The organism is Sagittula stellata E-37, from assembly GCF_039724765.1.
GTDB classification, from domain to species: Bacteria; Pseudomonadota; Alphaproteobacteria; order Rhodobacterales; family Rhodobacteraceae; genus Sagittula; species Sagittula stellata.
This window is the reverse complement of sequence record NZ_CP155729.1, coordinates 1,313,568-1,325,225: the sequence shown is the minus strand read 5'-3', so window position 1 is coordinate 1,325,225 and position 11,658 is coordinate 1,313,568. Positions and strand designations below refer to the sequence as shown.

Here is an 11,658-nt window from a genome sequence, read left to right as displayed (position 1 = left end):
CGGCCCTTTGAACGAAACCCGCAACAGCCTGACACACGACGTGAAGCCGCTTGGCTTCCACATAGGGGCGCCGCGTGTTAGCGATCACGCAACTGTTCTGGGAAAGGTTTGACGATGCCATACGATGCGGTGATCTTCGATCTGGACGGCACGTTGCTGGACACCGAACGCCTCGCTTTCGAGGCCGCCCGCCGTGCCACCTCCCGCTTCGGCCCACCCATGACCGAAAGCTTCTTCCGCACGCTTGTCGGCGGCGACATGGCGTCTACAAACGCCCGGCTCGCCGCCGAGTACGGCGCCCACAGGATGGAAGAGTTCAGTGCCGCCTGGGATGAGGAGCACAACAACCTGATGGTCTCCGGGATGCCTCTCAAACCGACGGTGCACGCACTTCTGGACCTGATCGAGGAAATGGGGCTGCCCCGCGCGGTGGCGACGTCTTCCGGGCGCGCAAGTGCCGACCGCAAGCTCCTGGCCGCCGACCTGACCCATCGCTTTGCCACCGTGGTGACACGCAACTGCGTGACCCTCCCGAAGCCCGATCCGGAGCCCTACCTGACCGCCGCCGCCCGGTTGAACGTCTCGCCCGAGCGGTGCCTCGCATTCGAGGACAGCACCCCCGGCGCCCGCGCCGCGCGCGCCGCGGGAATGACCGTCGTCGTGGTGCCGGACATCGCGCTGGTCGAGGAAGGACACGCCCACCACACCGCCGTCGACCTGCTCACCGGTGCACGCATGGCCGGGCTGGGTTAACGCCCGCGCGACGCAGTCAAACCGGTTTGCGGCAAACGATCTGTACCGGATGTGTCCGGCGCTCGGCGATATTGCGGGCGGCGTTGCGCACGATCTGCGGCGCCTGCCGCCCAAGCAGGATATGGACACCGAACACCGGGACCTGCCCGTTCTCCGCCAGTTCGATGGCCTTGTTGTACCCTTCAAGGTACTTGTCGCCCGTATCCGTGACCTCGATCTCGGTGAACCCCGCCCCGGAAAGCAGTGAGACCGTGTCGGAGGGCGTCATGAGGTAAGCACCGCTGCCGTCCTCCGACCAAGGCAAGGGATGGTGCGGATCGCCGGCAGGGCCAAGCCCATGCTCCGTGATCGCAAAGAAAGCGCCGGGCTTCAGCACCCGGAACGCTTCACCGAAAAACCCGGCGCGATCCGGGACGTTCATCGTGACGTGCTGGCTGTACCCGCCGTCAAATCTTTCGTCCTCGAAGGGCAGCGCCTGCCCATCACCGTGAACACAGGCAACATGGCCCGTCATGCCGACGAGGTCGGTCAGACGGTTGGCCGCATCGACAAAGGGCGCGGTGATGTCGATGCCCTCCACCTGGCAACCGAAGCGCCGCGCGAGGTAGCGCGCCGGACCGCCGATCCCACTGCCGATGTCGACGATCCTTTGACCTTCCCGGAAAGGCAGCGCCTCTGCCAGATCCTGCGTGGCCGGAAAGCCCCGTGCGTGAAAATGATCGACCGGGGCGAGTTGCTCGATTGTCACCGTGTCGGGATCGATCCCCGCAGCCTTCATGGTCTCGACGATCCTGCCATAGACGTCGCCGGTGCCCCAGTGATCCGAGATGTTCCGACTGTCCGCCATGTGCGCCTCTATCTGACCTAACGGAACCTTACGGCCCCAGGCCACTGTGTGGCAAGTTCCGGTTGGATGCCCGCCGGGACACAGTCGCCCCCAAGGCAAACGCAGGACCGAAACGCTGTCTTGCCGCGCCTAGAGCGCGGCCTGGTACAACCTGACTTTCAGCCCGCCGAACGCCACCTGCGGCCCGGCGTCCAGGTCCAGCCCGGTGGCTTTGGCCAGGCCGCCGTCCGAGGTCACCATACCCAGCCGCCATCCGCCGAACCGTTCTTTGAGCACCGCGCCCAGCGATCCGTACAGCCCGAACAGGAGCTTCCGGTCACCGATCCGCGCCCCGTAGGGGGGGTTGACCATGACCAGTCCGGGCGGCCCATCTGGGCGTTCGAGGGCGCTGACCGGGGCGCGGGTGAAGGTGCAGACCCCGGACACGCCGGCGCGCTCCGCGTTGGCCGTGCTGCCCCGGATGGCTCCGTCGTCGCGGTCGGCGCCGAAGAACCGACAGTCCGTAGGCCGGGCTTCCAGGCCGGCTTCGCGGCGGATTGCATCGTAAGCTTTGGCGTCGAATGGCGGGAAAGCCTCGAAGGCGAACCGGCGCGCGCGGCCCGGTGCCAGACCCGACGCGATTTCCGCTGCTTCGATCACGAAGGTGCCAGAGCCGCACATCGGATCGACCACGGTTTCGGTCCCGCGATACCCCGCCGCGCGCAGGAAACAAGCCGCCAACGTCTCGCGCATTGGCGCCTTGCCAACCGCCTCCTTGTAGCCTCGGCGGTGCAGCAGCTCTCCGGACGTATCCAGAGACACGGTCACGAGGTCGTCCTCGATCCGTACCATGACACGGAAGGCCCCCTCGGCAGTGACCTTCAGCCCCGCCGCCTCCATCGCGCCCGCCACACGCGACCGGGCAGCCCGGTCGTGGTAGATCTTCGATGCGCGGCAGGTCACGTCGACACGCACGTCGGCGCCCTTGGGAAGGTATGCCGTCCAGTCGACCTTCTTCGCGCGCTTGTCGAGTTGGGCCAGGTGGAAGGCGCGGAATTCGGCGATGCGGACCAGCACGCGCGAGGCCCCGCGCAGGCACAGGTTCGCCCGCCAGACATCGGGCCACCCGCCGCTCGTCAGGACGCCGCCCGCGACGGCCTTTGGCGTGGCCAGACCTGCCTCGGCGGCCTCCTCTGCCAGAACGGCTTCCAGCCCGGGAGGGGCGCTCAGGAAAATCTCGAATGGCGTGTCCATGCCCCCGCTCTTACCGGTTCCGGGCCGCCTGTCCACCGGGTTTCGCGCAAGCGACATGTCATCCATCGAACCCTGCGCCTGCTGCCGGGCACCGATGGTCATGGCGCTCGCAGTGTTGTCCGACCTGCTGGCCGCTGCCCTTGCAATCCACGGCGCGATTCCTTAGATGAGCGGTCGAGAGGTTGTGCGGGCAGGCGCCTCGCCAACCCGGTCAGGTCCGGAAGGAAGCAGCCGTAACGAGCCCCGCTTGGGTCGTTGCAATCTCTCACCACAAAGCCCCGGCCTCTGCGCTGGGGCTTTTGCTTTTCCGGGCGGCTTGCCGAAGGTCAGCGATCCGGATGACGGACGAACCGCGCCGCGCCACGCGGCGCAGCCCTTGCCCAATCCATCTGTTCCGCCGTCCCCTCCGCCTCCGGACATACGCTCTTCAGCCGCTCCTCGGCCTCGTCCGGGGCTTCGCCCGCCTCGATCATCAGGCGCAGCACGGCCATGCCGCAGCGTCCGCCGCCGTTGCGGCTGTTCACCAGAACCCGTCCGCCCCCCAGCAGGGCACGGCGCGCCTGTTCCGACACGGTGGGCCAGGCCTCCATCTGACTGGCGCTCGGCAGGCCGCCCGGCCCGACGGCAAGGTGCACCCAGCGCGTGCCCTTGTCCTGAATGTTCTGGCCGAGGTTCATCGCCCCCGCGTCCACCAGTTCCCCCGGGGTCACAAGCGACAGCACCATGGCCGGGCGCCAGCTTGCCAGGTGATCTAGGTCGCCGCGATAATCGCCGCCCGCACCCGGCAGCGGCGAGATAGCAACGATCCCGCCACCGACAGGCCACGCATGCATCACGACCGCCGATTTCGCTCCGATCCCCGTCACTTACGCCGCTCTTCCCGCCCTCTTGTACACCTGACCGGAGAAAACCCGTTCTGCCCGATGATACACACTTGACGCCCCGGTCCTAGCGATTCGGTCGGCGCAGAGCCTTTGAGATGCGAACGGGCTGGCTGTCAGACAACCTGCCCGGGCCAGGCCTCCGCCCAATCCGACAGGAACCCCCGCAGATCGGATCGCCCCGTCGCGCTGATGACGTGCCGTGGCAAGGCAACTCCGGCCTCCAGCGCCAGCCGCAAACATGTCTCGTGATCCCGGTCGGCACGGGCGGGATTGTTCTCTGAACCGTGGAGTATCGTGGACAGGAGCGTGCCACCGTATCCGTTGATGTGGCTCAGGTCGGGGCGCAGCGACAGCAGCCAGCCCATGATCTCGGGCAGGCCCTCCCACCCTGCGATCTGGACCGGCGTGATCCCTTGCGCGTCCGCCGTGTCGAACGGCAGCCCGATGGCGACGAGGCGCTTCAGATGGTCCATGCGACCCGGCAGGCGCAGAATGTCGTGGATGATGTTGCGATAGGGATCGGCCAGACGGTTGGGATCGACATAGACACCGGGGCTGTCCTCACCCTCGGCGGCGCGCACCAGCAGAACCTCCTCCTCCGTCAGGGCGCACGTGGCGCCACGCGTTTCCAGAACCGCCGCGACCTCCGCATTCCCATAGACCTTCGCGAAGGCCAACGGGTGTGTGCCCTGCCAGCGCCGCTCTGCATTCGCCCCGGCGTCCAGCAACATTTCTGCCATCCGCCCGTCGCAGCCCCGCCGCGCCGCCTGATGCAGTGCGGGAATGACCGTGGGGGCCTCTGCCCCCACCACCCGGCCCTTGAAGTCATCGGGGTCGGCATGTGCCGCCAGAAGCATGTCGACCGCGACATGATCGTTGAAGTCCATTGCCCGGAAAAGCGCGTTGGTCCCCTCCGGCCTGGCCCCTGCAGACAAAAGCAGCCGCAGGCCTTCGTGGTGGCCCAGCTCCGTCGCATGGTAGAGCGATTCGTTGTCGTTCGGATCCGCGCCGTGATCCAGCAACCACGCGCCAAGAACCATGTTGTCGGCATGGCCGATGGCACCGTAGAGCGCCGACAGCTTGTGCCCGTCTGGACCGTGCAGTCCGTCGTTCACATCCGCCCCGTGGGACATCAGAAGATCGGCAATCGCCAGCATGTCGCCTTCGAGTTCCGGGCGCTTGTGGATCCAGCGCGAGTAGGCCAGGTGAAGAATCGGCGTGCGCGGTCCCAGTCGCTGCACCGCGAGTTCCGGTTTGGCGGCCAACGCCTTTTCCACCGCCGCGCGGCGGTAGAGTGCGCATTCGAGACCGAATAGACCGTCGGCGAGGTCCGGCGTCTCTTCCAGAAGGGTTTCGGCCAGATCGACCTGCCCATGGGCCAGCGCCACCTTCAGTCGTTGCAGACGTGCGGCCCGATCAAGACCGGTCCTCTCTGCCTCCGCCTTTAGCCGGGGCCAACTGGCGAACCCGTTTTCCTGCGCGATGATGTGCAGGAAATCGGCGCGGACGAGGTTGGTCAGATCCTTTCGGGGCGGGTGCTGGCGCACACGTTCCACCGCCCATGGTTCACGCGCGATCCAGGCACGGTGCAGGAGTTTGGCGTCAATACGCAGCTTTTCGAGGGATGTTTCGGACATCGGCTTCCTCCGTCATCGCCCGCAATCCGCTGCTCGGGCCAGAGAAATCCGAAGATGTCGGTCTTCGACGTCAGATGCAGGTGCGATGGCTTTCCGCGGATCAGGCGGCCCCCTGCCGATGGGCCATGCCTGATCCTAGCGCCAACGCCTACGGAACCGCAAGCGTCAGAGACGGTCGGCGCCGAAGGTGTCGCAGGCCGCGGGGCTGCCGGCCTCGTAGCCGTTGCTGAACCAGCGCTGGCGCTGTTCGGAGGTGCCGTGGGTGAACGTGTGCGGATTCGGCACGCGCCCGGCCTTGCGTTGCAGGTAGTCGTCGCCGATCCGCTGCGCGGCGTTCAGGGCCTCGTCGATATCGCCCGGCTCCAGAAGGTCGTCCACGTAGGACGCCCAGACCCCGGACAGGCAGTCCGCCTGCAGTTCCAGCCGAACGGTGAGGGCGTTGGCCTCGCGCTCGGAGGCGCGCTGGCGCATGGCGTTGACCTCGGCGAGGATACCGATTTCGTCCTGAACGTGGTGGGCGACCTCGTGCGCGATCACGTAGGCCTGCGCAAAATCGCCGCCTGCCCCCAGCTCCTGCTGCATGAAGGCGAAGAAAGCCGTGTCCAGGTAGGCCTTTTCGTCGACCGGGCAGTAGAACGGCCCCGTGGCGCCCGAGGCCCCGCCGCAGGGCGATTGCGTGACCTGACTGAACAGCACCAACGTCGGCGGATCGTACGGCTTGCCGAAGGCGTTGGGAAAGATGTCGCTCCAGACCTGTTCCGTCGTGGCGAGGACCTGTGAACTGAATTCGCCGGCCTGCTCTTCCCTGTCGGTCAGCGGTCGGGTCTGCTGCGACTGCCCGGAGCCGCTGCCGGTCAGAATGGGCGACACGTCGATGCCGGTGAAGTAGCCTATGGCCAGCACCAGAAGCACGCCACCAAGGCCCAGCCCGCCGCCGACCGCCATGCCGCCACCGCGGCCCCGCCGGTCCTCGACGTTCGAACTTCTCCGAATTCCCCTAAGACGCATGCTCACCCTCCGTACACCCAGTCGTGATCGAACGTCTTAGGTGCGGCACCGGTTCCCGCAAGGCTTGCGATCCCCTGCCCCGGACAATAGCTTGGCCCCGTCCGATCCAGGGAACCCGCATGTCAGATCAGCCCGCCTACCAGGTGCTCGCCCGCAAGTACCGGCCAGAGACCTTTGCCGATCTCGTCGGCCAGGACGCCATGGTCCGCACCCTCAAGAACGCCTTCGCCGCCGACCGCATCGCGCAGGCCTTCATCATGACTGGGATTCGCGGAACCGGTAAGACCACGACGGCGCGGATCATCGCGAAGGGCATGAACTGCATCGGCCCGGACGGCAATGGCGGACCCACGACCGATCCCTGCGGCAAGTGCGAACACTGCGTGGCGATCATGGAGGGCCGCCACGTCGACGTGATGGAGATGGACGCCGCCTCTCGGACGGGTGTCGGCGACATCCGCGAAATCATCGAGAGCGTGCACTACCGGGCGGCCTCGGCGCGCTACAAGATCTACATCATCGACGAGGTTCACATGCTGTCCAAGAGCGCGTTCAACGCGCTCCTGAAGACGCTGGAGGAACCGCCCGCCCACGTGAAATTCATCTTCGCCACGACCGAGATCCGGCAGGTGCCCGTCACGGTCCTGTCGCGCTGCCAACGGTTCGACCTGCGCCGGATCGAGCCCGAGATCATGATCGCCCTGCTGCGAAAGATCGCCACCAGCGAAGCCGCGGAGATCACCGACGAGGCGCTCGCGCTTGTCACCCGCGCCGCCGAAGGATCGGCCCGCGACGCGACCTCGCTGCTGGATCAGGCCATCTCGCACGGTGCCGGAGAAACGACCGCCGATCAGGTCCGCGCGATGCTGGGTCTGGCCGACCGGGGCCGCACGATGGATCTCTTCGAACGCATCATGCGGGGCGACGCCGCCGGGGCGCTCGAAGAACTGGCCGCGCAATATGCCGACGGCGCCGACCCGCTGGCCGTGCTGCGCGACCTTGCCGAGCTGACCCACTGGATTTCTGTGGTGAAGATCACACCGGAGGCAGCCGAGGACCCGACGATCTCACCGGACGAGCGGGCGCGCGGGCAGGCCTTCGCGGACGGTCTTGGCCAGCGCAGCCTTGGCCGGGCATGGCAGATGCTCCTGAAGGCGATCGAGGAGGTCTCGACCGCGCCATCGGCCATCATGGCGGCCGAGATGGCTGTGATCCGGCTGACCCACGTCGCCGACCTGCCAACGCCCGAGGACCTGATCCGCAAGCTGCAGGACACGCCGCCGCCCCCCATGCCCACCGGACCCGCGGGCGGTGGCAGTGGCGGGCAGGCGCACCATGGCGGGCACACACAGGCCACCGGCATGCCCGCCCCCACGCATCGCGGCCCCTCCGGCCCGGTCGCTTCCCGTTCCGGCGGCGCAGCGCCCGCGCTGGCAACCGAGGCGCTTGCCCACTACGCGACCTTCGAACACGTGCTGGACCTGATCCGCGCCAACCGCGACGTGAAGCTGCTGGTGGAGGTCGAGGGCGGCCTGCGCCTTGCCGCCTATCAGCCCGGACGGATCGAGTTCACCCCGACCGACACCGCCGATCCGCAACTGGCGTCGAAGCTTGGCGCGGCCCTGCAACGCTGGACCGGAAACCGCTGGGCGGTGACGTTGGTGAACGGCTGCGAAGCACCGACCGTCACCGAACGCCGCGATGCCGCCGACCGCGCCCTGAAGGCAGAGGCCGCGCAGCACCCGCTGGTACAAGCCGCCCTCGCCGCGTTCCCGAAGGCCACGATCACCTCGATCCGCACCCAGGCCGAGGCAGAGGCGGAGGCTCAGTCAGAGGGCCTTCAGGAAGTCGAAGACGAATGGGACCCGTTTGACGAGGACTGAGGACTGCCCCGTCAGAGGCTCAACCTGACTTTCGAAAGGTCACGGATCCGGCGGACTGCCACCTCTGCGGGACATAGCCGACGCGGACATGGCCGCAGGGACGCTGCGGCGCCTGAAGGCTTGTCGATCCGGGCTGCGCTTGCGATAAGCCTCTGAACCTTCCGGGCCGTGGTCACGCAGGCGCGCGCGCCCCGCACACAGGAGTACAGACGATGTTAAAGGGCCTCGGGAATCTTGGCGACATGGCCAAGATGATGCAGACCGCAAAGGAAATGCAGGGCAAGGTTGCGCAACTTCAGGACGACCTGAAGACGATGACCGTGACCGGCGAATCCGGTGCGGGCCTCGTGAAGGCAACGGCCACCGCCAAGGGCGAACTGACCGGTCTTGAAATCGACCCGTCGATTTTCGTGGCCTCGGAAAAGGAAGTGGCAGAGGATCTGATCCTCGCCGCGATCAAGGACGCACAGGCCAGGGCGCAGGTCCGCGCCGAACAGGAAATGCGCAAGCTGACCGAGGAAATGGGCCTGCCTGCCGACATGAAACTGCCGTTCTGAGACGGGACGGTGGGCGCGGCGGATCAGACCGGACGCCTCTACCACACCCCCCGGGCATGGGTTCTGGCCGGGGGCATAGCCGTCGGCCTGACGACGGTCAGCGGCATGGCCTACCTGGCCACCGAAGCCGCCTTTACCTGCGACATCCGCGATGCGGCCCTGGTCCTGCTGGTGACCCTGAACGCCTGGATCGTCTACGCGACCGGCTGGCTGCTGACCCCGCGACTGGGGCAGATGTTCGCAAACATGCCCCTGCCCGCCCATGATCCGCAACGCTGGATCGACCGGACACTGTTCACCCCGGCCTCCCTGGTGCTTGCGGCGGCATGGGGCGGCGCACTGGCGGGCGGGATCTGGATTTTCGACCCCTGGAATCGTGAAGTCCTGTCGCTCTCCGAACTGGTGCCGCTGATCGCAGAGGCCGCCGAGCATCCGCTGGGCACCGCCCTGGGCGCACCCGACAATTGCCCGAACCCTGTGCCGAAGCTCCTGCTGACGCGGATGCTCTCGCTCTTCATCTTCTGCGGAAATCTGATCATCGGCGCCGGTGTCGCGGTGATCTTCCGCTTCTGGTGGGCCGTGCTGGTGCGCATCGACGACATCGACCTGCGGATCCTGAACCTGTCGCGCGAACCGCTCCCCGCGCTCTTGCGCGCCAACAGCCTGCTGGTCACGTCCTCGGCCTTGGTTGCGTCGCTGTCGATCCTGTCCCTGATCCTGTCCGGCTTCGAGGTGGATCAGACGGTGGCGCTGTTCTCTCTGCTCACCCTGTCGCTGGTCGTGGCCACCTACGCGGTGCCGATCCTGCCGCTGTCGAACCGGCTGAGAGAAGTGAAGTCGGAGGCGATGAATGAGGTCGAGCGTCTGATCGAGGCCCACCACATGCAGCGATCCGGTCTGCCCCCACGCCCGGACGGCCCGTTGAAGAACCCGGATGGCGACGGTTACCTGGACATTGCAACACTGGAGCCGCTGGACAAGCTGATGGAGACGCGCGACACCCTGCGCGGCATCCAGACGCTTCCTCCGGGTGGGCAGGTCTCCGTCTCGGCGGCGGGCATTGTCGCCTTCCTGTCTTTCCTGCCGACGATCATCGACTTTCTCCTCAAATGACGTGTACCTATCCGCATTGAACCGAACGCAGCAGGTCCATGAAAGACACCGACCCCATCGACACGCTCATCGGCCTCATGGCGCGCCTGCCGGGCCTTGGCCCCCGATCCGCCCGGCGCGCCGTGCTGCACCTGATCCGCAAGCGCGGTCCGTTGTTGCAACCGCTGTCCGAGGCGATGACAGAAGTGGCCCGCACCGCGCGCGAGTGTCTGAACTGCGGAAATGTCTCGACCTCCGACATCTGCCCGATCTGCACAGACGAGGGGCGCGGGAACGGGCTGTTGTGCGTGGTGGAGGACGTGGCCGATCTGTGGGCCATGGAACGGGCACAGGTCTTCCGGGGTCGTTATCACGTGCTGGGCGGAACGCTCTCGGCGCTGGACGGCGTGGGACCTGACGAGCTGCGCATTCCCCGGCTCATGGACCGGCTCGGCGCCGAGAACGTGACAGAAGTCATCCTGGCGCTCAACGCCACCATCGACGGGCAGACCACCGCGCATTACATTGCCGACCAGCTCGAAGGGCGGGTATCCGTATCGTCGCTGGCCCAGGGCGTGCCCATCGGCGGCGAGCTCGATTATCTGGACGACGGCACCATCACCGCTGCCCTGAACGCACGCAAACGCTTCTGACCTGCACAAACCTGCGCCCGAAAGGACGCACTCGCCACGTGTCGTGGCCTTGGGCTATTGCGCGTTTGGGGGCTATTCGCGATAGCTGCGGACATCTGCCCGTCCGCTGCCCCGGAGCCTTCCATGTCCTGCCTCGCGCGCCTAGCGCTTGCCCTGTCGCTGACCGTTGCCTCCCTTGCCCCGGCCCATGCCGCCGACAAGACCGCATTGTCGCAGACCGACCTCCTCGGACGCGAGATCGGATTTGGCATCGGGCAGACCGCACTCGATACGGCGGCGGCTGGCGTATGGATCGGAGCCAGCACCGGACGCACCACCGCCGACCCGTCCGGCGGCCAGCAGACCGACGCGGACCGGCGCAACGTTGTCCTTGGTTACGGATTTGGAGACACAGGTTTTGCGGCGTTCGCGGGCTACGGACAAGGCGCGTCGGAACTGGCGGACGACATCCACAAGGCGCGCATCCGGTCCTACTTCCTGGGCCTGACCTATGGGCGATCGGTCGGCCGGTTCGCCTTCGACGGTGCGGCCTACGTGGGGCGCAGCCACAACGTGATCGACAGCCCGGACTCCGCCACCGGCAGCGCCGACCGCGACGGGCGCCTTCTGGGACTGACGCTGCGCGGGTCCGGCATGTTGCTGGACGATGGCGCAGGCCACGGTATCGACTTCGTCGTCCAGGGCGACGCACTGCGCCACACCACAAAGTCCTATCCCGTCTCCGGCCTTCCCGGGGCGACCGTGGACGAGCGTGACAGCACCGCCAGTGCCCTGCGGCTGGAGGTTGGCGCACCGATGACTTCCTCCGGCGCAAGCCTTCGTCCCTTTCTCGGGCTGACGGCATTTGGCGGCCAACAGGACGAGATCGCGATTTCCGGGATGGCGCCGTTCGATGCCGTCGATGTGCTGTCCAAGACGCAGATGTCGCTTGGCATGAGCTTCAAGGCGGAGGCGCTGAACGGCCTCGGCGGCCGTGTTGAACTGACATCGGACGACAAGGGCCACACCGGATTCAACGCCGGGTTTTCCCTGAACTTCTGAACTCCCTACCTTCTGAACTCCCTACCACGGTCGGCGTCGGGCCCGGCGCCCGCGCGTGCCCGGTGCCCAA

11 protein-coding genes and 1 other RNA gene are annotated in these 11,658 nt (G+C 66.8%); 7 read left to right on the top strand and 5 right to left on the bottom strand.

Annotated elements, in window-relative coordinates:
* Positions 1-114: 114 nt before the first annotated feature.
* Positions 115-753, top strand: coding sequence for an HAD family hydrolase (locus tag ABFK29_RS06280; RefSeq protein WP_005860522.1), 639 nt, complete (start codon positions 115-117; stop codon positions 751-753).
* A gap of 16 nt (positions 754-769) precedes the next feature.
* Here ABFK29_RS06280 and ABFK29_RS06275 read toward each other — a convergent pair whose 3' ends face one another.
* Entirely contained in the window at positions 770-1,600 is an 831-nt protein-coding gene (locus tag ABFK29_RS06275) for a class I SAM-dependent methyltransferase (RefSeq protein WP_005860520.1), read from the bottom strand.
* A 129-nt stretch (positions 1,601-1,729) separates the two neighbouring features.
* Positions 1,730-2,833 (bottom strand): THUMP domain-containing class I SAM-dependent RNA methyltransferase, encoded by a 1,104-nt coding sequence (locus ABFK29_RS06270; RefSeq protein WP_040604764.1) that lies wholly within the window; start codon positions 2,831-2,833, stop codon positions 1,730-1,732.
* Between the two features lie 173 nt (positions 2,834-3,006).
* On the opposite strand from ABFK29_RS06270, the gene ffs reads away from it, so the two are divergent.
* Positions 3,007-3,106, top strand: an RNA gene (gene ffs, locus ABFK29_RS06265) — signal recognition particle sRNA small type.
* 53 nt (positions 3,107-3,159) lie between these two features.
* Here ffs and ABFK29_RS06260 read toward each other — a convergent pair.
* The 3 genes from ABFK29_RS06260 to ypfJ form a co-directional block, all read right to left on the bottom strand.
* On the bottom strand, positions 3,160-3,699 hold the full coding sequence (locus ABFK29_RS06260) for a protein-tyrosine phosphatase family protein (RefSeq protein ID WP_005860515.1): 540 nt from the start codon (positions 3,697-3,699) through the stop codon (positions 3,160-3,162).
* A gap of 131 nt (positions 3,700-3,830) precedes the next feature.
* Entirely contained in the window at positions 3,831-5,354 is a 1,524-nt protein-coding gene (locus tag ABFK29_RS06255) for an ankyrin repeat domain-containing protein (protein ID WP_005860513.1), read from the bottom strand.
* A gap of 165 nt (positions 5,355-5,519) precedes the next feature.
* Entirely contained in the window at positions 5,520-6,362 is an 843-nt protein-coding gene (gene ypfJ, locus ABFK29_RS06250; RefSeq protein ID WP_040604741.1) for a KPN_02809 family neutral zinc metallopeptidase, read from the bottom strand.
* Between the two features lie 119 nt (positions 6,363-6,481).
* Between ypfJ and ABFK29_RS06245 the strand changes: the two genes are divergently transcribed.
* From ABFK29_RS06245 to ABFK29_RS06225, 5 genes are all read left to right on the top strand, one after another.
* Complete coding sequence (locus ABFK29_RS06245; RefSeq protein WP_005860509.1) at positions 6,482-8,245, top strand: DNA polymerase III subunit gamma/tau; 1,764 nt, start codon at positions 6,482-6,484, stop codon at positions 8,243-8,245.
* 212 nt (positions 8,246-8,457) lie between these two features.
* Positions 8,458-8,802 (top strand): YbaB/EbfC family nucleoid-associated protein, encoded by a 345-nt coding sequence (locus ABFK29_RS06240; RefSeq protein ID WP_040604740.1) that lies wholly within the window; start codon positions 8,458-8,460, stop codon positions 8,800-8,802.
* A 9-nt stretch (positions 8,803-8,811) separates the two neighbouring features.
* Positions 8,812-9,915 (top strand): hypothetical protein, encoded by a 1,104-nt coding sequence (locus tag ABFK29_RS06235; RefSeq protein ID WP_005860506.1) that lies wholly within the window; start codon positions 8,812-8,814, stop codon positions 9,913-9,915.
* A gap of 38 nt (positions 9,916-9,953) precedes the next feature.
* A complete protein-coding gene (gene recR / locus ABFK29_RS06230; protein WP_005860504.1) occupies positions 9,954-10,547 on the top strand; it encodes a recombination mediator RecR in 594 nt (197 codons plus the stop codon).
* Between the two features lie 123 nt (positions 10,548-10,670).
* Positions 10,671-11,588, top strand: coding sequence for a hypothetical protein (locus tag ABFK29_RS06225; RefSeq protein ID WP_005860503.1), 918 nt, complete (start codon positions 10,671-10,673; stop codon positions 11,586-11,588).
* The last annotated feature ends 70 nt before the right edge of the window (positions 11,589-11,658 follow it).

Bases quoted from the DNA above. Each gene is read 5' to 3' on its own strand.
- ABFK29_RS06280 (WP_005860522.1), top strand. From the start codon at position 115: ATGCCATACGATGCGGTGATCTTCGATCTGGACGGCACGTTGCTGGAC.
- ABFK29_RS06275 (WP_005860520.1), bottom strand. From the start codon at position 1,600: ATGGCGGACAGTCGGAACATCTCGGATCACTGGGGCACCGGCGACGTC.
- ABFK29_RS06270 (WP_040604764.1), bottom strand. From the start codon at position 2,833: ATGGACACGCCATTCGAGATTTTCCTGAGCGCCCCTCCCGGGCTGGAA.
- ABFK29_RS06255 (WP_005860513.1), bottom strand. From the start codon at position 5,354: ATGTCCGAAACATCCCTCGAAAAGCTGCGTATTGACGCCAAACTCCTG.
- ypfJ (WP_040604741.1), bottom strand. From the start codon at position 6,362: ATGCGTCTTAGGGGAATTCGGAGAAGTTCGAACGTCGAGGACCGGCGG.
- ABFK29_RS06245 (WP_005860509.1), top strand. From the start codon at position 6,482: ATGTCAGATCAGCCCGCCTACCAGGTGCTCGCCCGCAAGTACCGGCCA.
- ABFK29_RS06240 (WP_040604740.1), top strand. From the start codon at position 8,458: ATGTTAAAGGGCCTCGGGAATCTTGGCGACATGGCCAAGATGATGCAG.
- recR (WP_005860504.1), top strand. From the start codon at position 9,954: ATGAAAGACACCGACCCCATCGACACGCTCATCGGCCTCATGGCGCGC.
- ABFK29_RS06225 (WP_005860503.1), top strand. From the start codon at position 10,671: ATGTCCTGCCTCGCGCGCCTAGCGCTTGCCCTGTCGCTGACCGTTGCC.